Origin of the sequence: Mycetocola zhadangensis (genome assembly GCF_003668565.1) — a bacterium.
Lineage (GTDB): Bacteria > Actinomycetota > Actinomycetes > Actinomycetales > Microbacteriaceae > Mycetocola_A > Mycetocola_A zhadangensis.
Genome location: NZ_RCWJ01000001.1, coordinates 570,303 through 593,196 on the forward strand (window position 1 = coordinate 570,303; position 22,894 = coordinate 593,196).

Below are 22,894 nucleotides of genomic sequence, written 5' to 3' on the forward strand. Positions count from 1 at the left end.
CTCGCCTTCTCGCACACATGGAGCGCACATGCCCGGTCCCGTCAAACTCGCTGTAATTCCAGGAGACGGGATTGGCCCGGAGGTCGTCGCAGAGGCCGTCAAGGTGCTCGACGCGGTGACGGCGGCGAGCGGGACGGTCTTCGAGAAGACCTGGTTCTCACTCGGAGCGACCCGGTTCCTCGAAACCGGCGATGTGCTGACGGCTGAGGACCTGGCGAGCATCTCGGCGCACGACGCCATTCTTCTCGGAGCCGTCGGCGGCGTTCCCGGGGATCCGCGCTTGAAAGACGCCAACATCGAACGCGGACTTCTGCTCGGGCTGCGCTTCGCTCTCGATCACTACGTGAACCTGCGCCCAACCCGTGTGTACCCGGGTGTTCCGAGCCCCCTCGCCGACGCAGGCGACGTCGACTTCGTGGTGGTGCGCGAGGGAACAGAGGGGCCGTATGTCGGAAACGGCGGCGCGATTCGTCGCGGCACACCTCACGAGGTGGCAAACGAGGTGTCGGTCAACACCGCGTTCGGCGTCGAGCGCGTTGTGCGGTTCGCCTTCGCCCAGGCCGCACAGCGACGCAACAAGCTCACGCTCGTGCACAAGACGAACGTGCTTACCTTCGCTGGGGGCATGTGGCAGCGCATCGTGAACGACGTTGCTGCCGAGTTCCCGACGGTCACCGTTGATTACCTCCACGTAGACGCGGCGACGATCTTCCTTGTGACGGACCCTGCTAGATTTGACGTCATCGTCACGGACAACCTCTTCGGCGACATCCTCACAGACCTGGCCGGCGCAATCAGCGGTGGTATCGGGCTCGCGGCCTCGGGAAACATCAACCCGGATGGCGCGTTCCCGAGCATGTTCGAGCCGGTCCACGGTTCAGCTCCCGACATCGCCGGGCAGCAGAAAGCGGACCCGACCGCCGCCATCCTCAGCGTCGCGCTCCTGCTCGAGCACCTGGGCCTCGCGGAAGAATCCGCTGCGGTGACCACTGCTGTCACCGCAGACATCGCCCTGCGGGATTCTCGCGTGCGAAGCACCTCTGAAATCGGGGATGCCATCGCTCGCGCTATCGGAGCACACTAGACAAATCGCGAAAAACACGAGCATCAGCTCACCGAAGGATCGTAACCATGGCACTCGCAGAAACCGAAACCGAATACTTCCCTCTGTCCTTTGAGCAGCGGCCGAGTGACAGTGTTGTCGCAGAGGCCGAACGGGAAGTCATTCTCGCCAACCCCGGGTTCGGGAAGCACTTCACCGATCACATGGTCGCCATCGACTGGACGGTCGAGGAGGGTTGGCACGATGCCCGCGTGCAGCCGTACGGTCCTTTACAACTTGACCCAGCAGCATCCGTTCTTCACTACGCCCAGGAGATCTTCGAAGGCCTCAAGGCATACCGCCACGCTGATGGATCGGTGTGGACGTTCCGGCCCGAGAAGAACGCTGAGCGGTTCCAGCGTTCAGCTCACCGGCTCGCCCTGCCCGAACTGAGCGTCGATGACTTTCTCGAGTCAATCACCCAGCTCGTCCGCGCGGACATCTCCTGGGTGCCTGACGGCGAAGACACGAGCCTGTACCTTCGCCCATTCATGATCGCCAACGAGTCGTTCCTCGGTGTGAGGGCCGCGCAGCGGGTCGGTTACTACGTCATCGCCAGCCCGGCGGGAGCGTACTTCCACGGCGGTGTGAAGCCAGTGTCGATCTGGCTCTCCACGTCATACAGCCGCGCAGCTCGCGGCGGAACCGGAGCGGCCAAATGCGGCGGCAACTACGCTGCGTCGCTGCTGCCCCAGCAGGAAGCTGCGGAGAACGGTTGCGCACAGGTGCTGTTCCTCGATGCTGAGTCCAACAACCGCATCGAAGAGCTCGGCGGCATGAACATCTTCTTCGTGCACAAGGACAACAAGGTGGTGACGCCCGAACTCACAGGGAGCATTCTCGAGGGTGTCACACGTGACAGCATCATCCAGCTCGTTCGCGACCGCGGCTTCGACGTTGAAGAGCGGGAAGTCACCGTCGACGAGTGGCGCGCCGGTGTGGAGTCCGGGGACATTACCGAGGTGTTCGCCTGCGGGACCGCTGCGGTCATCACCCCGATCGCTGAACTCAAAGGGCCGGACTTCTCAATCGGATCGCCAGACGCGCTTCCCGGAGAACTGACCATGAGCATCCGTGATGAACTGACAGACATTCAGTACGGTCGCCGCGAGGACACTCACGGCTGGCTGTACAGGCTCGACGCCTAACCCGACAGAAGGAATCCTGTGAAAATCGCACGCTTCAGCCACGACGGCGCCATCAACTTCGGCATTCTCGACGAGACGGACTTTGTTGTTCTCGCCGGCGACCCGATGTTCTCGGGGTTCGAGACGACCGGTGAGCGGGTGCCGCTCGCCGACGCCGTTCTTCTCGCGCCGGTGATCCCGCGGTCGAAGGTCGTGTGCGTCGGCAAGAACTATGCCGACCACGCGAAGGAGATGGGCGGAGAGGCTCCAGAGGAGCCACTGCTTTTCCTCAAACCGAATACCTCGGTGATCGGCCCGAACGATCGCATCGCCCTGCCGTCGTTGTCGAAGCAGGTCGAGCACGAGGGTGAACTCGCCGTGATCATCGGTTCGGTCGCGAAGAACGTTCGGGCGGAGGACGCCGACAGCGTCATCTTCGGGTACACGATCGGAAACGACGTCACGGCGCGCGACCTCCAGCGGTCGGACGGCCAATGGACGCGGGCCAAGGGTTTTGACACGTTCTGCCCGCTCGGCCCCGTCATTGAGACCGAGCTCACGTTCGACGGCGCAACCCTCGAGACCCGGGTGAACGGCGACGTTCGACAAAACGCACCGCTGACCGACATGATTCACTCGGTCGCCGAGATCATCGCCTACGCATCAGCTGTGTTCACGCTGCTGCCAGGCGACGTGATTCTCACCGGCACACCTGCCGGCGTCGGTCCGATTGTGTCCGGCGATGTTGTCGAGGTCGAGATCAGCGGGCTCGGCACGCTGCGGAACTCTGCGGTCTAGCGGAATTCCGGGGTTCGCAGCGCCGAGCGACTAGGATTGGGTCCGATGTCAAGCGCAACTACACCCCAGTTCTCCACGGCCACCGGCACAGACGTTCGCGTCCGATTTTGCCCGTCCCCGACGGGTACGCCCCACGTCGGTCTGATCCGCACAGCCCTCTTCAACTGGGCATATGCGCGGCACACCGGGGGCAAACTGGTCTTCCGGATTGAAGACACGGATGCCGCCAGGGACAGCGAGGAAAGCTATCAGCAGATCCTCGATGCTCTTCGCTGGCTGAAGATCGACTGGGATGAGGGTGAAGGCGTCGGGGGAGACCAGGGTCCATACCGGCAGTCGCAGCGCTCCGAGATCTACTCCGGTGTGATCGAGCAGCTCAAGGCCGCTGGTCACGTCTACGAAAGCTTCTCGAACGCCGAAGAGATCGATGCGCGCAACGAGGCTGCCGGTAGGCCCAAGCAGTTCGGTTACGACAACTTTGACCGCGACCTGACCGACGAGCAGAAGGCTGCGTTCCGTGCCGAAGGCCGTTCGCCGGCGCTTCGTCTCCGGGTGCCGGACGCCGACCTCAGCTTCGACGACCTCGTTCGTGGCGAGATTACCTTCCCGGCCGGTTCGTTCACCGACTTTGTCGTGGTTCGCCCAAACGGTCAGCCGCTATACCCGTTCGTGAACCCCGTCGACGACGCGCTCATGGGTATCACCCATGTCCTCCGCGGCGAGGACCTGCTGCCGTCGACCCCGCGACAGATCGCGCTGTACCACGCTCTCATCGACATCGGACTGACCACGTTCGTACCGCGCTTCGGCCACCTGCCCTACGTCATGGGTGAGGGCAACAAGAAGCTGTCCAAGCGCGACCCCGAGTCGAACCTGTTCCACCACAAGGACCGCGGATTCATCCCCGAGGGCCTGGTCAACTACCTGGCGTTGCTCGGCTGGGGGCTTTCCGCCGACCGTGACGTGTTCTCGCTCGACGAGATGGTTGCAGCATTCGACGTCGTCAACGTCAACCCGAGCCCCGCCCGCTTCGACCTCAAAAAGGCGGAGTCCATCAACGGAGACCACATTCGACTGCTCGCAGCCGATGACTTCGCTGAGCGCACGATTCCGTATCTCGTAAGTGCTGGCATCCTCACCGAACCGCTGACCGAAAACCAGCGTCGAATCCTTGCCGAAGCGGCGCCCCTCGTTCAGGAGCGCATCGGCTTGCTTGGGGAAGCTCCGGGCATGCTCGGATTCCTCTTCACGGATGCCACGGGGTTTGCTTATCAGGACGACGCGCTGAAGAGCCTCCCGCAGAACGCCTCTGAGGTGCTGGACGCATCGATCGCGTCGCTCACTGATGTGACCGACGCCGACTGGACCGCCGAGACGCTCCAGGGCGCCCTCGCCGCGACGCTCATCGAGGGGCTCGGCCTCAAGCCGCGCATTGCGTACGGGCCGCTCCGCGTTGCCGTTTCGGGGCGCCGGGTGTCTCCGCCGCTCTTTGAGTCCATGCAGATCCTCGGAAAAGCCGACGCCCTCGCTCGCCTCGAGCGGCTCAAGGCGCACCTCGCGTCGTGAGCACGGACTTCGACGTCGTCGTGATCGGCGGGGGCCCGGCCGGGCTCTCCGCCGCTCTCAACCTTGTGCGCGCCCGCCAGCGGGTGCTTGTGCTCGACGGCAACCGTCCGCGGAACGCAGCCACCCTGAACTCGCACGGGTTTCTCACGCGCGACGGCGTCTCACCGCTCGAGTTGCGGAAGATGGGCCGCGAGGAAGTTGCCGGATACGACGACGCCGAGGTGCAGTTCGCTACCGTCACCCGGGTCAGTCCGCTCGATCAGGGCTTTCGGGTTGAGGCGGACGGCATCCGCGGCTCGGCTGACCGCGACGTCACCACGCGACGGGTACTCGTGGCAACCGGACTCACCGAGACGCTGCCGGCCATCGGCAACATGCGCGCCTACTACGGCACGGCACTGCACAGCTGCTACGAGTGCGACGGTTACGAAAAGGCGGGGGAGCAGCTCGCCATTATCGGCGAGAGCGACGACCTCGCTGACCGCGCACTTCTGGCAACTGTGTGGTCAGACGACGTCGTCGTGTTCACCAACGGTGTGGGTGAAGTGACATATTCCGACGAGCGGATGCTTGCGGCGCGGAATATTCCTGTCGAGCGACGCGAGGTGGCTGAGTTTGTCGGAGACCGAGGAGCGCTCACCGGGCTGCGCCTCGTCGACGGAACAGTGGTACCGCGAACCGGTGGCTTCGTGCGCCCGCTGTGGCACGCGACCCATGGCTACCTGGATACCCTCCAGCCCCTCACAGACGAGCGCGGACTGCTCCTGGTTGACGCGGGTGGCCGCACGAGCGTTCCTGGTTTATATGCCGCTGGAGACATCACTCCTCCGGGTCCGGAGCAGCTCATCGTCGCTGCCGGCGCCGGCGCGCAGGTCTCGGCGGCCATCGTCCGCGACTCAATTTGAGAGTGGGTCGCGGTTAGGCTACAGTTGACTCTCGGCTGGGGGTAACACTTTCGGCCATTGGGGTATGGTGTAATTGGCAACACGGATGATTCTGGTTCATTTGTTCTTGGTTCGAGTCCAGGTACCCCAGCAGTAAAACCCTCGCCACGGCGGGGGTTTTTGCGTATGCGGGCCGCGCTATGAACCCAGATCCCCCTACCTCGTGAAGGTAACGGTCCGTCGCCCGTTTCTTCCCGCAAACGTGAAGAGTGAGCACTTCGCGTTCGACTGGCACTTCGGTCGCTTAGGCGTCCACGCCGATGTCGGATCGTGCACTGAAGAAGTCGACATGAGGAGAATCAATCAGTCCATACTGTCCGTCCTCAATTGCTCAAATAGCGGTCCACAGCTGCGGCCGAGTACTCGCGGTCCACGACGAGGGCCGCGAGGCCGACGGTAGCTCCGTGTTGTCCGAGCGTGGCGAGCCTGACGCTCAGGTGCCGGGTTGCTCGAGGGAGGGAACGAGGATAGAGCGTCTCGCGCACACCGGTCAGTAGGGGCGCTGACGAAAGCATGCCCCCGAGAATCACCTCGGCAGGGTTGAGGAGCGACACGACGGTCGCGACGACTCCGCCGATGACCCGGCCCGCCTCCTGCGTCAACCTTGCCGCGTCGGTGTCGCCTGCTGCGAGGTATTTGCCAACGTCAGAACCGGATGTGGCCGGCTTTCCCAGCTCTGTGAGCGCACGCGCGACGGCACCTCCGGAAGCGACAGCGGCGAGGCATCCGTAGGCGCCGCAATGGCACAGTAGGTGCTCGTACCCGGCGATCTTGACGTGCCCGATGTCGCCGGCGCCGCCATCGGTACCCCTGTAAACGTTCCCGCCGAGGACGATTCCGGTGCCGATTCCTGACGACACCTTGATGAAGCACAGCGACCGGGAATCAGGGTAAGCGGTGCGCTGCTCACCCAGAGCGGCAGCGTCAGCGTCATTCCCGACGAGAACTGGAACCCCGAGCGCGTCGCGGAGGTGCTCGGGTACCGGGTAGGCGTCCCAGCCGGGCATGATGGGTGGCTGGCTCGGCCGACCCGTGTCAGGGTCGACTGGGCCTGGCACACTGATCCCGATGGCTGCTACCTGGGTGCGGTCGCCTTCGCCGCCGAGAAGCGACCGTGCACGCTCGGCTATTGCATTGAGGGCGACGTCGGGTCCATCGGCGACCGCGACAGCGACACGCTCCTCTGCTCGCACGCGACCCGCTAAGTCTGTCAGGGCAACCGTCGTGTGGGTCGTCTCGACCGAGGCCGTCACAATGGTGGCGTGTGAGGTGTTGAATTCGAGCCGTCTGGATGGGCGGCCGCCCGTGACGCGTTCAGTCCCTCGCTCGACGATTAGCCCCACATCGAGCAATGCGTCGATGCGTGATGAGACCGTCATACGGGACAGGCCCGTGAGGTTGAGTACGTCGCCGCGCGTAAGTTTGCCGTGCTCTCGAATGAGTGCCAGCACATCGCCTGGTCCGGGCATTCACCGGCCCCCCCTATCTCTTTGTTCTTATTATGCTTGACAGTTAGACAAAACGAACCTAACTTTTATACGTATCGGTCGTTCGACTGCGGCTGGCATTACCCTGCGGTACATCATGCTCAAGGAGGCGCGCGATGAAGAGTCGATCCATAGCAGTGACAATGATGGCAGTGTCCGCGGTAGCAGCGGTCACACTCGCCGGCTGTACATCGGAGCCTGAGAACGGTGAGACGTCTGAGGAACAAGGCATTACATTCTGGGTTCAGGAAGATCTGCCCGACCGCGTCGAGGCCACGGAGGCTATCGTCGCGGACTTCGAAGAGAAGTCAGGCATCGACGTGGAAGTTGTATCGGTTGCCGAGGACCAGTTCGCCCAGCTCATCACGTCGTCGGCCGCAGCAGGCGACCTCCCCGATGTCATCGGCGGCATCTCCCTCCCACAGGTGCGTACCCTCTCGGCGAGCGAACTCATCGACACCGAGGCCGTTTCAGCCGTCGTCGAGGACCTCGACCCGTCGACGTTCTCCGACAAGGCACTCGAGCTCACCGCCGACGGCGACGCACAGCTCGCTGTTCCCAGTGAGTCGTGGCTTCAGATGCTCCTGTACCGCACCGACCTCTTCGAGGCTGCTGGCCTCGACGCGCCGGACTCGTATGACAAGATCCTCGAGGCGGCAGAGGCGCTGAACTCTTCTGACCTTGCCGGTTTCGTTGGCGCGACCGCGCCAGGTGACGCGTTCACCGAGCAGACGTTCGAGCAGATCGCTCTGGGAAATGACTGCCAGCTCGTTGACGAGGATGCCGAGATCACACTCGACTCCGAGCAGTGCGTCGAATCCTTTGACTTCTACGGCGACCTCATCTCGAACTACTCGGTTCCTGGTGCCCAGGACGTCGATACGACTCGTGCCACGTACTTCGGTGGCCAGGCCGCAATGTTCATTTGGTCGAGCTTCGTCCTGGACGAGATGGCAGGCCTGCGCAACGACGCCAAACCCACGTGCCCGGAGTGCGCCGAAAACCCGGCGTTCCTCGCCGAGAACACCGGCGTCGTCACCTCGATTGCGGGGCCTGACTCGGACGAACCTGCGCAGTTTGGCGAGATCACGTCGTGGACCATCACTGACGGCGCGAATGCGACGGGCTCGCAGGAGTTCATCAAGTTCATGATGAGCGACGGCTACGAAGACTGGATCGCAATTGCACCGGAGGGCAAGGTGCCGGCTCGCTTCGGAACGCCGGATGAACCCACGCGCTACTCCGATGTGTGGGCCACGCTCCCTGCCGGAGTCGACACGAAGGCTCCTCTTTCGGACTTCTACTCGGCCGAGGTGCTCGATGCTGTTGCCGCCGGCCCGGCGAACATTGCACGGTGGGGCATCCCCCAGGGCCAGGGAGACCTACTGGGAGCACTTCAGGGCGAGCAGCCCGTCGCCAACGCTGTCAATGAAGTCACTCAGGGCGCCGAAGCCGAGCAGGCGGCGACCACGGCGGCCGAGACGGCCCGCGCCGTCCAGGAGTCGCTCCAGTGACTCAGCTATCAGGAGGGGCTGACCTTTCAGGTCGGCCCCCCATCATCCCGAATGACGGGCCTGATCTCAGGGCAGGCGCGGCGCCTGGCGCTCGTCGCGGCCGCTCGCGGCGCAACCGTGAGGAACGGCGCGCTGGTTTGCTGCTGATCGCACCGACCCTTGCCATCATCCTGATCGCGGTCGTCGTTCCCATCGTCTGGGCCATCGCACTTGCGTTCCAGAAAGTCCGACTCATAAACATCCGTGAGACCGGCCTGTTCGGCTCGTACACGTTCGAAAACTTCATCGAGGTGCTCACCTCGCCAGGCTTCCTGCAAGCACTGTGGACCACGATCGTCTACTCCGTATTCGGTACCGGTCTCGCCATCGGCATTGGGCTCATCGCCGCGCTCGCCCTGCGCAAGCCTTTCCGTGGGCGCGGAATCATCCGCGCGTCGCTCCTCCTTCCCTACGTCGCTCCCGTCGTCGCAGCCACTTTCGTCTGGTCGACGCTCCTCAACCCGCAGTACGGCCTGGTGAACTGGTTTGGTCAGACTGTACTGGGATGGTCAGAGCCGGTCGCCTTTCTCTCTCAGCGGTGGTTACCTGTGTCCCTCTTCGGACTCGAGATCCAGGTGCCCATCGCCCTCGTCACGGTGATCTGCTTCGAGGCGTGGCGATCGTTCCCGTTCGCCTTCCTCTTTCTGACTGCCCGACTCCAGGCGGTGCCTGAATCGCTGGACGAGGCGGCCCGAATCGACGGGGCAACGCCGAGCCAACGATTCGCGCACATCCTGTGGCCACAGCTCGTCCCGACCATTGCTGTCCTGACCGTGCTGCGCTTCATCTGGACGTTCAACAATTTCGACGACATCTATCTACTGACTGGCGGGGGAGCGGGAACCCAAGTGGTTGCCGTACGCGTCTTCGACTACATGACAGCACGAGGTGATATCGGAGCTGCTGCGGCGCAGGCGCTCGTACTCGCGGCAATCCTCGCGATTCTCGTCACCGTTTACCTCAGACTCTTCGGACGACAGGAGGAACAGGCATGACCGCCACAGGTCTCGACAAGACGGCACTTTCTCGTCCCGAGCGCCGGGGCTTCAACCGCGACCGCTTCGAGAATCGCCTTTTCAGGGTTTTGAAGCCAATCGTAATCGTCCTGCTGATGATCGTCGCCTTGTTCCCGTTCTACTACATGGCGCTGCTGAGCTTTCGGTCGCTGGACTCGCTGCTCCAGAACCCCGGGGCGCTGTGGATTTCGCTCGACGAATTCAATCTATCCACGTACGTCGATGTGCTGACTCCCGTTTCGGAGGGCGGTCAAGGCTTCATCATCTTCATGCGTAATTCGCTGCTTGTGGCGCTCAGCACCGTGTTGCTCACGCTGCTCGTCACAATTCCAGGCGCCTACGCGGTGAGCCGCCTGCAGTTCTTCGGTCGTCGCCAGGTGTCCGGCCTCTTCCTTGCGGTGTATTTCTTCCCTGCCATCCTGCTCGCCGTGCCGCTCTTCGTCTTCTTCACGCAGGTCGGACTGCGCGGATCGCTGGTCGCGCTGATCATCGTGTATGTCTCGCAGGTCGCGGCTGTCTCGATCTACACTCTGCGGAACTATTTCGCGACGGTTCCGGTCTCGCTCGAGGAGGCCGCCGCGATCGACGGCTGTGGGCGCCTGCAAACGATGTGGAAGATCAGTCTTCCACTTGCCATGCCTGCTGTCGTCTCCAACGGCTTGTTCATCTTCATGATTGCCTGGAACGAGTTCCTCTTCGCTCTGCTCTTCCTCGTGGAGAAGCGCGACTCGTGGACCGTCTCACTCGGCCTCTCGCAGCTCTCGGGAAGCATCGAGGTCCCGACGACGGTACTCATGGCTGGCTCCGTCATCATCACTTTGCCCATCATCGTTCTTTTCTTCGCTTCGGAGCGTCTCCTCGTTGGCGGGCTCACGGCTGGTGCCGAAAAGGGCTGATCCTTTCGGTTTCGCAACACAACCTTCGCAAAACGGAAGGAGTGCACCTCCGTGCCTCAAATCGTTCAGTTCACCGAGCCCGGCAACGTTGAACTCGTCGAGATCGATGCCGCGACACTCGTCCCAGGCACGGTACGGGTTGCCACGTGGTACTCGGGCATCTCCGCGGGCACTGAGCTCACCGCATACCGGGGAACAAACCCGTACCTCAACGCGACGTGGGACAGCGAGCGGCGGCTGTTCGTTCCCGGCCAGCCGAGCTTCGTATACCCGGTGCAAGGCTGGGGTTACTCGGAGGTCGGGCAGGTTGTGGAGGTCGCAGGCGACGTCTCGACGCTGGGAGTCGGCGACATCGTGCACGGAATCTGGGGACACCGCAGCGAAGCCGTGCTGCCGGCAGGTGCACTCGACTGGCGACGGATGCCTCCTGGTGCCGACCCAATCCTCGGCACCTTCGCGCGTGTCGCCTCGATCGCGCTCAACGCCGTTCTCGCGGCCGACGTTCGGCTGGGTGAGCGTGTCGCGATCTTTGGTCAAGGGGTCATCGGTCTGCTCGCCACCCGGCTTGCAACATTGTCCGGGGCTCGCGTGCTCGCTGTCGACGCCGTCAAGGGGCGGCTCGAGAAGGCCGCGGCGTTCGGTGCGGTCGATACAGTCGATGCTCTCCGCGAGGGCGGCGCGGGTGCATACATCCGGGAAGCGACCGGTGGAGGGGCGGACAGCGCCATCGAGCTGTCAGGTATAGACCGGGCGTTACACGAGGCCGTACGGTCTGTCGTTGTCGAGGGCCTGGTCGCCGCATCCGGCTTCTATCAAGGCGGCGCGTCCAACCTGCGCCTCGGGGAAGAGTTCCACCACAATCGCGTGCGCCTCGTCGCGAGCCAGATTTCCGGCGTGCCAGTTGGCCTTGGGGGCAAATGGGACCAACCGCGGCTGGTTCGCACGGTCATGGAGCTCATGCTCTCCGGAGCGATTGACGCAGGTGAGCTGATCAGCGACGTCGTGGATGCCGTTGACGTCTCCGACATCTTCACGCGCCTGGACGCGGGTGACTCCGCGATCCTGCAAGCAATCCTTCGCTTCGACGCCGCGCCGGAGAACACACGATGATCGAACTGCCCGACTACCGGCCGCAGGTTCCTGCTTCCCGGCTGCGCGTCGGCCTCATCGGCGCAGGGGCGATCGCTGGGAGCGCACACCTCCCCGCGTACGCCGCCTGGGGGATCCGGGTCACCGCCGTCGCTTCGCGGACACCGGGACCCGCGCAGGAACTGGCGACCCGCTTCGGAGTCGAAACTGTCTACGACACGGTGACGGAACTCCTCAGAGATCCTGAGATCGAGGTCGTGGACCTCGCCACCGGGCCGACCGGGCGACTCGACCTCATCGAGGCCGCTGTCGTCAATGGCAAGCATGTCCTTGCACAGAAGCCGCTGAGCATCGAAGAGGCGGAGCTTCCCCGGTTGTTCGACATTCTCGGTGTCGCTCGCGAGCGCGGTCTGCGCGTTGCAGTGAACCAGAACGCTCGATGGGCGCCTGCCTGGCGGCTTGCCACCTTGCTCATCCGCGACGGCCGCATCGGAGACGTCGTCGGAGTGACGCATCTGCACGACAAACCGTTGCCGCCACTCGCCGGCACTGCGTTCGATGAGATGCCCCACATGCTCCTGTCGGACTACCTCGTGCACTGGATCGACATCACCCGTTGCTGGCTCGAAGGCTCTCAGGTGACGTCGGTGACGGCACAGGACTCGCGCGTTCCCGGTCAACCTGAAGCGGCTCGCAACCCATGGCATGCGGCCCTGCAATTGTCACTCTCAACGGGCGCCAGCGCCTCACTCCGCATCGTCGGAAACGCTCAGACCAATGCCGGCGGTTGCCCCTTTTGGATCCACGGCACCGAGGGAACCATCCGAGGCAGCGTGCTGCTGGGCAGCGACTTCGTCGAACTCGACCGCGGCGAGACTCGCACCCGCTTCGCTCTAGAGGGCCAGTGGTTCACCGACGGTTTCGCTGGCGCGATGGGCGAACTCCTCAGTGCCATCGAGGACGACCGCGAACCGGAGAACTCTGCAGCTCACGTAGCCGCATCCGTACGAATCGGCCTCGCCGCGACAGCCTCCGCCCAGGCAAACGGTTCACCTGTGCACCCCGTCGACCTTGATCTCACCCCCGCAACCGTCCGGAGGAACGCCGCATGAACATCATCGACGAGATACCGGTCGCTGCGGCGGCTGCGGTCTACACCGAGGGATGGCAAAGCTGGAGCCCCACGACCTGGTATCGGCAAAGCGACGCGCTCCAGCGTCCCGCCGAGGGGTGGCAGCACCTCATGCGGTTTCGCCCGGGAACCACCCTGCTCGAGCAAGGAGTGCAGGGAGAAGGCCTCCTCGTCGTCGACCCGGGAGATGGTGCGGCGGCACGCGTCTACGGCACGCTGGACGCCTCGGTCGACGTGCCATCAATCCGTGCCGTGTGGCGCGGTGATCGCGTCATCGTGGAAACCGACAAACCAGTCGAGCAATGGACAGTACCGGATGCATCCCCGGCTAAAGTCGAGAACCCGCACCCGGCGCTCACGAGCTTCGGAGACCGCTTCGGCAGGGCGAACGGAGCCCGCATCGAGACATCTGCGCCTCAAGTGTGGTGCACGTGGTACCGCTACTTCGAGGACGTCACTGCGGCGGACGTCCTCGAGAATCTGCAGGCCATCGATGACCGGAGGCTGCCGGTCGACGTCGTCCAGATCGACGATGGGTGGAGCCTCGGCACGGGGGAGTGGACAAAGCCAAGCCCCCGGTTCGGGTCGCTCGCCGACTCCGTCGCGACGATCCGCGACAGCGGGCGACGGGCGGGCGTCTGGTTGGCGCCGTTCTCGGTTGGCTCGCACTCGGACCTCGCGCAGCGGCATCCAAATTGGCTGACCGGGCCCGCAGGCTACAACTGGGGCGATGACCTCGTCGGCCTGGACCTCACGCACCCTGACGTGCGTACGTACCTCACGGAGGTGTTTTCCGGTCTGCGAGACCTCGGGGTCGACTACCTCAAACTCGATTTCCTGTACTCCGGCGCCGTACCTGCGCGCCGGTACAAGGAAGACGTCACGGCAATAGCCGCATACCGTTCCGGGCTCGCACTCGTGCGCGAAATCATGGGTGAGGACGCCTACCTCTTGGGTTGCGGTGCTCCGATGCTTCCCAGTGTCGGTTTGGTCGACGCCATGCGTGTCTCACCGGACACATTTCACGAGGGTGGCGAGGACGGCTCCCAGGGGCTTCGAGGGCGGATGTCGCTTGAGGCCCGGGCTTGGCAACACGGACGCCTATGGACGACCGACCCCGATTGTCTCGTCGCCCGCCCCTCCTTCGCGCTCCGCGACGAGTGGGCCGACATTGTCCTTGCTGCGCCGGGTTTGCGCGGCTTCTCGGACCGGATCTCCGAACTTGACGATCACGGGCTGGATCTGGTCCGCCAACTGCTGAAGGAGCCAACGCGATGACTCATGTCGACTTCGACCACTTGAGGAGCCGGCTCAGCCCGCTCGTCGCTGAGCTTTACGCGGGGCGCGCCGACGAGGTGCTCGATGCACTCCTCGATCTCGCACATCGCTGGGCTCCGGAGCTGGGCCCTGCGGACAGGGAACGCCCCGACGAGGGTTCTGCCTACCTCATCACCTATGGCGATGCGTTCCGGCGAGAGGGTGAGACACCACTGCATACGCTCGCATCGGTCCTCAGGGATCACGTCCGGGATGCCGTCACCGACGTCCATCTGCTCCCGATCTACCCGTGGACCTCAGACGACGGGTTCGGGGTCGTAGACCACCGGGAGGTCAACCCGGAGCTCGGCTCGTGGGACGACATTGCGGACCTCCGCGCAGACCATGCGCTGGCGCTCGACTTCGTTGCCAACCACCTTTCCACCTCGAGCCCATGGTTCCAAGGATGGCTCGCAGGCGATCCGCGGTACGCCGGCTACTTCCTCGAGCCCGGTCATGACTTCGACATCTCCCGTGTCGTGCGCCCCCGGATGGCACCGCTCGTCCACGAGTACGAGCGCCCAGACGGGACGGTCGCCCGGGCATGGACGACGTTCGGACCTGACCAGGTGGATGTCGACCCGAGGACTCCAGCAGTGCTCCTGGAGCTTACCGACGTTCTGCTCGGATACTTGTCGCGCGGCGCAACCACGGTGCGCCTCGACGCCATTGGCTTCCTGTGGAAAGAGTCCGGCAGCACCGGCATCCACCTGCGACAAACCCATGCCATCATTCGACTGTGGCGGATCCTCGTCGATGAACTCGCGCCTGGAACGCTGCTCTTGACCGAGACGAATGTTCCGCACGCGGATAACATCACGTACTTCGGCAACGGGTCGGACGAGGCACACATGGTTTACCAATTCGCGCTGCCTCCGCTGGTGCTGCACGCATTCGTGACCGGCAGCGCCACGGCGCTCTCGGACTGGGCAAGCACGATCGGCCCGGTGAGCGACACTGCCACCTGGTTCAATTTCCTCGCGAGTCACGACGGAATCGGAATTCGTCCCACCCGAGGCCTCTTGACCGACGAGGACCGTGCTCTCCTGGTCGAGCGTACGGTCGCCCGCGGGGGGCGGGTGTCGATGGCCCGGCATCCGGATGGTACGGAGGACGTGTACGAGCTCAACACCAATTTTCTGGACGCATTGGTGGACCCGAACGATGAGGACCCGGATGCAGCTGCTGTCGTTCGGGGACTGGCGGCGCATGCCATTCTCTTGTCACTCATCGGCGTTCCCGCGATCTACTACCACTCGCTCCTTGGCTCGGGCCAGGATCGTGCCGGTATGGAGGCGAGCGACATCTCACGGCGGATCAACCGCGAAGTGCTCGACGCCGACCGGCTCGCGAAAGAACTCGAGTCGTCGCCGCGTCGATCGGGGATGCTCGAAGGACTGAGAACCTTGCTTGAGCTGCGTCGAGAGTTGCCCGCGTTCTCACCCTTCGCCGATCAACAAATCGAAGTTCTTGACCCCCGGGTCTTCGTCGTCCGCCGTGCAGCGGGAACGCCGAATGAGGTGATCGCCGCTATCAATGTCAGCGATGAGACCGTCTCGTTGCCGTCATTGGCGGGAACGGACGTGATCTCGGGCCGTTCGTCGAACGGTATCGAGCTGAAACCGTTCGGATACGTCTGGCTGATACCGCAGTAGCGCGAGCGGTCGACCCCTAAGCGCCCTGCCGCTGGCCATCGATGACATCACGCGAGTGCCCGTCCTTCCCGCTGAGGGGGGTGGAAACGTTGAGGGCGGTTGCGCCGTGGCCAGCATCTCCTCGAACGCGGGCGACGGCGCCCTCTCGTCGTTGGGCCGCCGGATGTCGCTGAACGCGTTGCGGGGTGCCGACGGGCCTTCGAGGAGGAGGGTATAGACAACGGTCGAAGACCGACTGATCGGGAGCTCAGGGTCGATTCATCCGGGGTCGGCTTCCTCGACAGTGCTCGCGCAGGAGATCGCCGCGCGTGGTGAGGATGCCCATCCACATTCCTCCGCGCCGCCTCCAGTACGAGCACCTGTGGATTTGATCTGCGCTTAGCCAAACGGGACGGCGCCGACAAGCACGCCGACAAGCAGCATCACTAAAGAGACCACGCATGCTCGCCAGAGCACCTTCTTGTGGTGGTCGCCGAGGTTGACGCCTGCGAGAGAGACGAGCAGAAGAATGGCTGGTACCAGAGGGCTTTGCAGGTGGACGGGCTGACCGATGATCGACGCGCGGGCCATCTCCACCGGGTCGATGCCGTAGGTCGCCGCACTCTCGGCCAGCACAGGAAGAATACCGAAGTAAAACGCGTCGTTTGACATGAAGAAGGTCATCGGAATAGAGAGCACTCCGGTGATGACAGCCAGGTATTCACCCATCGACGCCGGCACGACGTTCACAACCCAGTCGGCCATGGCCGTAACCATCCCAGTACCGTTCAGCACACCGACCAGGACGCCCGCGGCGAGCACCATGGAAACGACGCCGACGATGCTCGGGGCGTGAGCGACTATCTCGTCTGCTTGGCTGCGGAGCTTGGGGAAGTTGACCATGAGGGCCACGCCCGTGCCGACCATGAAGATGTAAGCCAGCGGCATGACATCGAGCACGAGCAGCACCATAACCGCCACGGTCAGCCCGAAGTTCACCCAGATCAGCTTGGGCCGCAGTGTCGGCCGATCCGCGCTCAGCATTGTGTCGGCCATCATCGTGTCGTGGTCGTCGACCTCGAGCAACTTCTGCTCGGCCAGGGCTATGGGCCCTGCCGGAAGGCGCTGCCCCGGGCGCACAGTCACGATGCCGGTTGTGGAAAGCGTTGCCGCTGCTCCGGGCCTGACGTCTGTGCCGCGCACGACTCGGTTGCCGCCGAAGAGCCCGCGCCAGAAACCCGGCGACGCTGTCGGTGTGGCGTCCGCCAGTGCAGCCGGCGAATACTCGAGCGAGCCGATGCGCTTGCGCTCGGCCAGACCCAGGAACCAGGCGAACGCCAGCGCAATGATGAGGCCCGTCGCGAGTGAGGGCAGCATCGGTACGAAGATGTCGGTCGGAGAAACGCCCAGCGCCGAAGCGGCCCGAACGGTGGGGCCGCCCCACGGCACGATGTTGAGTGTGCCGTTCATAAGGCCCGCAACACAGGTGAGCACGACTGGGCTCATTCCCAGACGCAGGTAAATCGGCAGCATCGCGGACGTCGTGATGATGAACGTCGTCGAACCGTCGCCGTCTAGTGACACCGCGCCGGCCAGGATCGCCGTGCCCAGAACGACCTTCGCCGGGTCGTTGCCCAGGAAGCGGGTGATGGAACGGATGAGGGGATCGAACAGCCCGACGTCGATCATGATGCCGAAGAACATGATCGCGAACATGAGCAGCGCCGCTGTTGGAGCCAGATCACCGATCGACTCGATGATCATGTCGCCGAGACCCAGACCGGCGCCGGCGAAGAGGCCAAAGATCGTGGGAACGAGGATAAGAGCGACCATCGGCGTGAGCCGTCTGGTCATGATGAGCACCATGAAGGTGAGGATCATGGTGAATCCGAGAACGACGAGCACATCGACTCCTTTGTCTTTGTTTAGAGGTGCGGCCAGGTCAGGAAGTCCCGCTCGGGGGTCGCTGCCGAGGCGTATGACGATGGATGTGAAGCTTAGGCAGACCGAAGGGGCGGCAACCCGTATCGCGCTTTCTTGCACGTATTGCGCGTATCGTTAGTTGTGCGCATTTTGCTCATGCGTCGATCGGAGGCAGAGATGCGGTTCTCGACGCAGATGCTCCTGTGGCAGCTCGCATGCGTTACCGGCATCGTCGCGATCTGCACCGGCGTCTTCGTCTCTATCGGCGTTCAACAGTTACGGGCTGAGGCCGAAACTTCAGCACTGTCGATCGCACGCACGGTCGCCGCCGACTCCGATGCGCGCGCCGGCGTCGCCCGAGCTTCTGCTGACATCGGTACGCCGTCGAATGCGAGTCTTCGTGGAGGACCGCTCTCCGTTCTCGCGGCGGCGGCCGAGGCCAACACCGGCGCGCTGTTCATCGTGATCACGGACGATCACGGGATACGCCTCGCACACCCCGACCCGCAAATGCTCGGGGCGGAGGTGAGCACAGGATTTGCCGAGGCGCTGGCCGGACGTGAGACGGTGTCGTGGGAATCGGGCACTCTCGGCGAGTCTGCTCGCGCCAAGGTTCCTGTCCGCGACCCCGATACCGATGAGCCGGTGGGCGAGGTGAGCGTCGGGTTCGCCCCGAGCAGTGTCTTCAAAGAGCTTCCCCTCCTCCTTGGGGGCGTTGCGCTGGCCGCCACAGCTGCCCTTGCCCTCGGCGCGGTGGTCTCGATCGTCCTCAGGCGCCGCCTCGAGCGCCTCACCCTCGGCCTTCAGCCCGAGGAGATGTCCGCCCTGATACAGAATCAGGCAGCGGTGCTCGACGGGGTAGGCGATGGGGTGCTCGCCTGGGGACCGGACGGCGTGGTGACCGTCGCCAACACGACGGCCGCGCGATTGCTCGGCATTTCCGACCTGGTTGGGCGCCGCATCCACGACCTCGCGCTGCCTGGTCCGGTGATCGCGGCACTGGCCGGTGAGCCGAAGAGCCCGTCCAGGGGGCGACGGGGATCGGACGCGGATGAACCAGTCGTGCTCGCCGACCATGTCGTTTTCATCGATACCCACCCGGTGTCCCGCCCGAATCGGGACCTCGGCATGATCGCGGTGATTCGCGACCGTACCGACGTCGTGACCCTCACGGATCGCCTGGAATCCGTTGCGTCGATGACCGACGCGCTTCGGGTGCAGCGCCACGAGTTTGCGAACCGCCTGCATGTCGCGGCCGGGCTGATGGACGCGGGCCGCGTGCCCGACGCACGAGACTATCTCGACGACGTGCTGGATGCGTCACGCTCCGCTGATATTCCGGCAGCCGGTGGGCATCTGACCGAGCCATTTCTTTTGTCACTGGTGGAAGCCAAGTCCGCGCAGGCCGGTGAGCGTGGCGTGCTGCTGACGGTGGGTTCGGACTCGCTGGTGCGCGGAGTCGTCTCTGCGCCCGAAGAGGTGGCCACGGTGCTCGCCAACCTCGTCGACAACGCAGTCAGAGCGGCCGTCTACGGGAAGCAGCCGCGTTGGGTTGACGTGGAACTGCTCGACGACGGCGACACACTCGGTATGACCGTGTCCGACTCCGGGCAGGGTGTGCCCGACGGTGCCCAGGTGTTCGGTGAGATGCGGCGAAAAGAGCTGGACCCGGACGCTGTGCATGGGCGGGGCATTGGTTTGCCGCTCGTCCGCGACGTCGCGGCGCGTCTCGGCGGCGAGGTGTGGCTGGCCGACGCTGGTGGCCGCGAAGGAAGCGGTGCCGTGTTCTGCGCCCGTCTGCCCGGGGTCATGCGGCCGCCGGCCCATCCAGAACGAGGAGAAGACCGATGACCGAAACAATTTCCGTGCTCATTGTCGACGACGACTTCCACGTCGGCGGACTCCATCGAGATATCGTGGCTGCGCGCCCCGGCTACACCGCCCTCGAGCCTGTTCGAGGAGTGCGCGCCGCGCGCGCGGCGGTGCGCGATTTACAGCCTGATCTCGTCATCTGCGACGTCTATCTTCCCGACGGCGACGGGATCGCCTTCGTCGCCGAGATCGACGTTGACGCGATTGTGATCAGTGCGGCGTCAGATGGTGCGACCGTCCGCCGTGCGCTCCGCGCAGGCGCGTTGGACTACCTCATCAAACCGTTTGAACCCACACGGCTGAGCGACCAGCTGGAGGCATACCGCCGGTTCCGCAACCTTGCTCCGGAAGACCGCCAGCTCGACCAGGCGGCTATCGAAAAGGCTCAGCGGGTGATGCACGGTCGGGTTGGTGGAGTGGCATCCGTGTCACGTTCCACAACCGAGAAGCTGATTATCGACTTGCTGCAGGACGGTGAAACGTCCGCGAGCGCGATTGCCGGCCGCGCCGGTCTGTCTCGGGCGACGGCGCAGAGGCACCTCGCCGTCTTGGCAACCCGCGGTGACGTGGAAGTGACCCTCCGCTACGGATCGACGGGCCGTCCCGAACACCGATACAGCGTCCGAGGCTGACCAACGCGTTCAGTCCTCTCGCGCGGGGCACCGCCGGGTGCTTTCTCACGGCGTTTTCCGTTCGCGACTCATCCGGCGGATCCCCGCCCCTACAGGCGCAGGTCAAGAGTGGTGAGTTGACCGTTGAGTCCGAGTTAGGAGTCGGCACCAAGGCGATGAAACCCAGCGAGACAGCATGGCTTACTGGCCCCAAGGCGGCTTACCTGCCCTCACCGCAGGGCGGGTTATTGGAATCGGTGTTTCAGGGACCATCGCTCGTCCGAGGTTGGTCGTAGAGAGACTGAGTTGTTGCTCTGGCGGGCGGGAATGTCCGCGCCACATCCATCGCGATCCTGCTTTTGGTCAGACCTCGGCAGCCTTGAGGCGCCCCGAATGGATGGCGTCAACGAAGGAGCGATAGTCGGCATCGTTCTGATCGGCGTATCTTTCGGCGAAGTCCGCGATCGCCTCGTCGAATGCGGCTGACCTGCCCAGGTAGGCCGCGATTTCAACGCGGTCGCCCGACCGTGCGTGCGCGCGTGCGAGAGTCTCGCCACACATCCGCGCATAGAGCATCGCACCTTTAGGCACCATGACCTCGGGATCGATGGACCCCTTCCAGTCGTGAAGCTGACGCAGGTAGAAGTCGCGCTTCACGCCGCCGTCCCCAGTGGCGCTCTGCCACCCGAGGAAAGTGTCGCTTGCAGCCTGCATCAAACGTTGACCGCGCACCACCCGCTCGCCGTGGCTGGTGTAGCGGCTGGGCGGGAGAAAACGTTCCAGAACGGATGCCTGTGCCTCCTTCGCCTGCAGCAATAACGGATCGGCGTCGTCGCGTCCGGTCAGAAGGAGAATCCATGCCCGGGTGCCGACGCTTCCGACGCCGACCACCTTCCGCGCCATGTGCACGTACGTGTATTCCGACAGGGGATGGCGCTCTGTGAGAAGTGTGGTCTGGTATTGCGCGAGCAGCAAACGCATTAACGCCTCAGTTTCCTCCGCACTTCGCTCGTCGCCGACGACGTCTTCGACCGGCACGATGAGTGGCGGGTCAGCGATGATCCGCAGTTTCCCGTCCACCCTGGCGACGAGCTTGGAGAACGCCTTCATCCGGTCCCTGGTGCGCGCTTTTGCCACGACCGTGTCGAAGCCTTCTACCTGCCTCTTCCCTGCACGCGATGCTTTGCGTTCATCGCGCAACCACGATTGCGCCTGCTCCACGTCGAAGGTGTTGTACCAAGCATCTATGGCGGATGCCGCGGCCAAGTCGAGCATGTGCTTTCGGTATCCCCGCGTGGCGGCCAGGAGCATTGCGCGCCGCTCGTCGTCAGTGAAACCGCGGTGTCGGCCAGCTACCTCGATGCTGGAGACGAGTCGCTTCACGTCCCACTCGAATGGACCCGGAAGGGTTTCATCGAAGTCGTTGATGTCGAACGTGAGTCGGCGCTCCGGAGTTCCGAACAGTCCAAAGTTCGACAGGTGCGCGTCGCCGCACAGTTGGACGGTGAGCCCGCTCGTCGGTGCAGTGGCCAGGTCGGCTGCCATCAGGAGGGCTGCACCGCGGTAGAAGGTGAAGGGCGAGACCATCATGCGTGCGTGGCGGACGGGAATGAGTTCAGGTATCCGGGCGCTTGCCTGCTCTTCCAACAGGGAGATCGGATCGACGCGCTGTGCGGAAGGCTCCCAACTCCCGTGGCTCGATCTGGGTGAGCGTTCCCGCGCCGCGCGTCCGTTCGCACGGCGCTCGCGGAATCCAGCAGATCCGGCGTGGGCATCCAGCGGTGTGGCGGTGAGATCGCTCACTTGTTTCTCCTTCTGCGGTCTGAGCTATCGAGCGCCGTGGTCGAACCCGATTGGTGCCCGCTCTGAGGCGACGTTAGAGCGGAAGACGGGGGAGTGCATCATCCGGACTGGAGGATAAACGTCGAGGACCGCCGGCCGTGCAGGGATGGGGATGGAACCCCGCATCGTCAGGCTGCGGCCTGACCATACGATTCACAGCTCTGGCTCTCACCGACCGAGAGTGCCAGACTGTGCCGTGAGACGGAGGCACCGTGATCGGGTCATTTCATGTACTCACGCCAGAGGAATTGGTCGAATGGGCTCCTCGCTGTGCGAGGCGGAGTGCGCCCGTTGATCGCGAATTGACTGGGTTGGGCAGGTTTGTACGACGTGCAGGCTCCTCCGTGCCGCACCGGCATGCTGCACACCGTCGTGAGCACCTGAGTGAGGCCAGTGCCGAAGCGAGCGCCCGATGAGCAAGCTTTCACCTCCGGGCTCGAGCACAGAGCAAGACCCGCGCAACAGCTTCGTTACCGAAGAATCGGTATACGGGACGCTCCTGGTCAGCGGAATGATTGTCGTCTCAGGGACTTACGGCGCCTCCTCATGGGCGACCTTCCTCAGCGTTCTTGGAACGGTGATCGTGTTCTGGGTGGCGCATGTGTATGCCGGCACGGTGGCGGGACACGCCGTGATGGAGGGAAAGGACATAGCGCTTGGGACGGCGTTCAAGCGGTCTCTTCGTCGTTCGGTGGGCTTTTTGACCTCTGCGTTGATTCCCTGTGTCCTCCTGTTGATCGGTGCCCTTCGGGTCATCCCGGACGCCCTGGCGATCTGGCTGGCGCTCTGGGTGGGCGTGGTGATTCTCGGCGCGCTCGGCTACCGCGCTTTCGCGTTGCGTGGCAGCGCGTGGACTGTCCGCATTCTCGGCAGCCTGGGAACGGCAACACTCGGCATCGCGATGATCCTGCTCAAGGCGCTTATTCACTAGCTTGAGACGGAATGACGTGACGAGGTCGTGTGTGGACGGCGTCGCCGTGGCTCC

General features: G+C 63.9%; 18 protein-coding genes and 1 tRNA gene. 16 read left to right on the top strand and 3 right to left on the bottom strand.

All coding sequences use genetic code 11. The features are described from left to right. The first annotated feature begins 28 nt into the window (after nucleotides 1-28). The 6 genes from D9V28_RS02770 (at nucleotide 29) to D9V28_RS02795 (ending at nucleotide 5,628) form a co-directional block, all read left to right on the top strand. The gene (locus D9V28_RS02770; RefSeq protein ID WP_121658162.1) at nucleotides 29-1,084 is read left to right on the top strand and encodes a 3-isopropylmalate dehydrogenase; all 1,056 of its coding nucleotides are present in this window, start codon (nucleotides 29-31) and stop codon (nucleotides 1,082-1,084) included. Nucleotides 1,085-1,131: 47 nt separating this feature from the next. Then, entirely contained in the window at nucleotides 1,132-2,250 is a 1,119-nt protein-coding gene (locus D9V28_RS02775) for a branched-chain amino acid aminotransferase (RefSeq protein WP_121658163.1), read from the top strand. An 18-nt stretch (nucleotides 2,251-2,268) separates the two neighbouring features. Next, on the top strand, nucleotides 2,269-3,027 hold the full coding sequence (locus tag D9V28_RS02780; protein WP_121658164.1) for a fumarylacetoacetate hydrolase family protein: 759 nt from the start codon (nucleotides 2,269-2,271) through the stop codon (nucleotides 3,025-3,027). Between the two features lie 45 nt (nucleotides 3,028-3,072). Beyond that, a complete protein-coding gene (gene gltX, locus D9V28_RS02785; RefSeq protein WP_121658165.1) occupies nucleotides 3,073-4,593 on the top strand; it encodes a glutamate--tRNA ligase in 1,521 nt (506 codons plus the stop codon). Then, entirely contained in the window at nucleotides 4,590-5,498 is a 909-nt protein-coding gene (locus tag D9V28_RS02790; RefSeq protein ID WP_121658166.1) for an NAD(P)/FAD-dependent oxidoreductase, read from the top strand. The genes gltX and D9V28_RS02790 overlap by 4 nt, the downstream gene beginning before the upstream one ends. A gap of 58 nt (nucleotides 5,499-5,556) precedes the next feature. Beyond that, nucleotides 5,557-5,628: transfer RNA gene (locus D9V28_RS02795), tRNA-Gln, on the top strand. Between the two features lie 232 nt (nucleotides 5,629-5,860). On the opposite strand, the gene D9V28_RS02800 is transcribed toward D9V28_RS02795, so the two are convergent. Then, nucleotides 5,861-7,006 carry an ROK family transcriptional regulator gene (locus D9V28_RS02800; RefSeq protein WP_121658167.1) on the bottom strand — a complete coding sequence of 382 codons (1,146 nt, stop codon included), beginning with the start codon at nucleotides 7,004-7,006 and terminating at the stop codon, nucleotides 5,861-5,863. A gap of 134 nt (nucleotides 7,007-7,140) precedes the next feature. Between D9V28_RS02800 and D9V28_RS02805 the strand changes: the two genes are divergently transcribed. The 7 genes from D9V28_RS02805 to D9V28_RS02835 all read left to right on the top strand — a co-directional run bounded on the left by D9V28_RS02805 (nucleotide 7,141) and on the right by D9V28_RS02835 (nucleotide 15,682). Next, complete coding sequence (locus tag D9V28_RS02805) at nucleotides 7,141-8,538, top strand: ABC transporter substrate-binding protein (RefSeq protein WP_121658168.1); 1,398 nt, start codon at nucleotides 7,141-7,143, stop codon at nucleotides 8,536-8,538. Beyond that, nucleotides 8,535-9,572: a carbohydrate ABC transporter permease gene (locus D9V28_RS02810; protein ID WP_121658169.1), complete on the top strand. Its 1,038-nt coding sequence runs from the start codon at nucleotides 8,535-8,537 to the stop codon at nucleotides 9,570-9,572. Before D9V28_RS02805 ends, D9V28_RS02810 begins: the two co-directional genes overlap by 4 nt. Beyond that, a complete protein-coding gene (locus D9V28_RS02815) occupies nucleotides 9,569-10,489 on the top strand; it encodes a carbohydrate ABC transporter permease (protein WP_121658170.1) in 921 nt (306 codons plus the stop codon). The genes D9V28_RS02810 and D9V28_RS02815 overlap by 4 nt, the downstream gene beginning before the upstream one ends. 51 nt (nucleotides 10,490-10,540) lie before the next feature. After that, the gene (locus D9V28_RS02820) at nucleotides 10,541-11,599 is read left to right on the top strand and encodes a zinc-dependent alcohol dehydrogenase (RefSeq protein ID WP_121658171.1); all 1,059 of its coding nucleotides are present in this window, start codon (nucleotides 10,541-10,543) and stop codon (nucleotides 11,597-11,599) included. Beyond that, nucleotides 11,596-12,690 (top strand): Gfo/Idh/MocA family protein, encoded by a 1,095-nt coding sequence (locus D9V28_RS02825; protein WP_121658172.1) that lies wholly within the window; start codon nucleotides 11,596-11,598, stop codon nucleotides 12,688-12,690. The genes D9V28_RS02820 and D9V28_RS02825 overlap by 4 nt, the downstream gene beginning before the upstream one ends. After that, complete coding sequence (locus D9V28_RS02830) at nucleotides 12,687-13,988, top strand: glycoside hydrolase family 36 protein (protein ID WP_121658173.1); 1,302 nt, start codon at nucleotides 12,687-12,689, stop codon at nucleotides 13,986-13,988. Before D9V28_RS02825 ends, D9V28_RS02830 begins: the two co-directional genes overlap by 4 nt. A 212-nt stretch (nucleotides 13,989-14,200) precedes the next feature. Then, nucleotides 14,201-15,682, top strand: a complete 1,482-nt coding sequence (locus tag D9V28_RS02835; RefSeq protein ID WP_371869994.1) for an alpha-amylase family glycosyl hydrolase — start codon at nucleotides 14,201-14,203, stop codon at nucleotides 15,680-15,682. Between the two features lie 378 nt (nucleotides 15,683-16,060). On the opposite strand, the gene D9V28_RS02840 is transcribed toward D9V28_RS02835, so the two are convergent. Then, nucleotides 16,061-17,542 carry a CitMHS family transporter gene (locus D9V28_RS02840; RefSeq protein WP_229727757.1) on the bottom strand — a complete coding sequence of 494 codons (1,482 nt, stop codon included), beginning with the start codon at nucleotides 17,540-17,542 and terminating at the stop codon, nucleotides 16,061-16,063. A 219-nt stretch (nucleotides 17,543-17,761) separates the two neighbouring features. Here D9V28_RS02840 and D9V28_RS02845 point away from each other — a divergent pair, with 219 nt between their 5' ends. After that, nucleotides 17,762-19,435, top strand: coding sequence for a sensor histidine kinase (locus D9V28_RS02845; RefSeq protein WP_183086408.1), 1,674 nt, complete (start codon nucleotides 17,762-17,764; stop codon nucleotides 19,433-19,435). Then, nucleotides 19,432-20,088, top strand: coding sequence for a response regulator (locus D9V28_RS02850; RefSeq protein WP_121658176.1), 657 nt, complete (start codon nucleotides 19,432-19,434; stop codon nucleotides 20,086-20,088). The genes D9V28_RS02845 and D9V28_RS02850 overlap by 4 nt, the downstream gene beginning before the upstream one ends. Before the next feature lie 342 nt (nucleotides 20,089-20,430). Here the strand turns inward: D9V28_RS02850 and D9V28_RS02855 are convergent, their stop codons facing one another. Continuing rightward, the gene (locus D9V28_RS02855) at nucleotides 20,431-21,870 is read right to left on the bottom strand and encodes a DUF2252 domain-containing protein (protein WP_229727702.1); all 1,440 of its coding nucleotides are present in this window, start codon (nucleotides 21,868-21,870) and stop codon (nucleotides 20,431-20,433) included. Between the two features lie 451 nt (nucleotides 21,871-22,321). On the opposite strand from D9V28_RS02855, the gene D9V28_RS02860 reads away from it, so the two are divergent. Beyond that, a complete protein-coding gene (locus D9V28_RS02860) occupies nucleotides 22,322-22,840 on the top strand; it encodes a hypothetical protein (protein ID WP_121658177.1) in 519 nt (172 codons plus the stop codon). Nucleotides 22,841-22,894: the final 54 nt, after the last annotated feature.

What these genes read in the sequence shown, in the direction of transcription:
- gltX (WP_121658165.1), top strand. Translation starts at nt 3,073, where the DNA reads ATGTCAAGCGCAACTACACCCCAGTTCTCCACGGCCACCGGCACAGAC.
- D9V28_RS02815 (WP_121658170.1), top strand. Translation starts at nt 9,569, where the DNA reads ATGACCGCCACAGGTCTCGACAAGACGGCACTTTCTCGTCCCGAGCGC.
- D9V28_RS02825 (WP_121658172.1), top strand. Translation starts at nt 11,596, where the DNA reads ATGATCGAACTGCCCGACTACCGGCCGCAGGTTCCTGCTTCCCGGCTG.
- D9V28_RS02830 (WP_121658173.1), top strand. Translation starts at nt 12,687, where the DNA reads ATGAACATCATCGACGAGATACCGGTCGCTGCGGCGGCTGCGGTCTAC.
- D9V28_RS02845 (WP_183086408.1), top strand. Translation starts at nt 17,762, where the DNA reads ATGCGGTTCTCGACGCAGATGCTCCTGTGGCAGCTCGCATGCGTTACC.
- D9V28_RS02860 (WP_121658177.1), top strand. Translation starts at nt 22,322, where the DNA reads ATGAGCAAGCTTTCACCTCCGGGCTCGAGCACAGAGCAAGACCCGCGC.
- D9V28_RS02770 (WP_121658162.1), top strand. Translation starts at nt 29, where the DNA reads ATGCCCGGTCCCGTCAAACTCGCTGTAATTCCAGGAGACGGGATTGGC.
- D9V28_RS02805 (WP_121658168.1), top strand. Translation starts at nt 7,141, where the DNA reads ATGAAGAGTCGATCCATAGCAGTGACAATGATGGCAGTGTCCGCGGTA.
- D9V28_RS02840 (WP_229727757.1), bottom strand. Translation starts at nt 17,542, where the DNA reads ATGATCCTCACCTTCATGGTGCTCATCATGACCAGACGGCTCACGCCG.
- D9V28_RS02850 (WP_121658176.1), top strand. Translation starts at nt 19,432, where the DNA reads ATGACCGAAACAATTTCCGTGCTCATTGTCGACGACGACTTCCACGTC.
- D9V28_RS02800 (WP_121658167.1), bottom strand. Translation starts at nt 7,006, where the DNA reads ATGCCCGGACCAGGCGATGTGCTGGCACTCATTCGAGAGCACGGCAAA.
- D9V28_RS02775 (WP_121658163.1), top strand. Translation starts at nt 1,132, where the DNA reads ATGGCACTCGCAGAAACCGAAACCGAATACTTCCCTCTGTCCTTTGAG.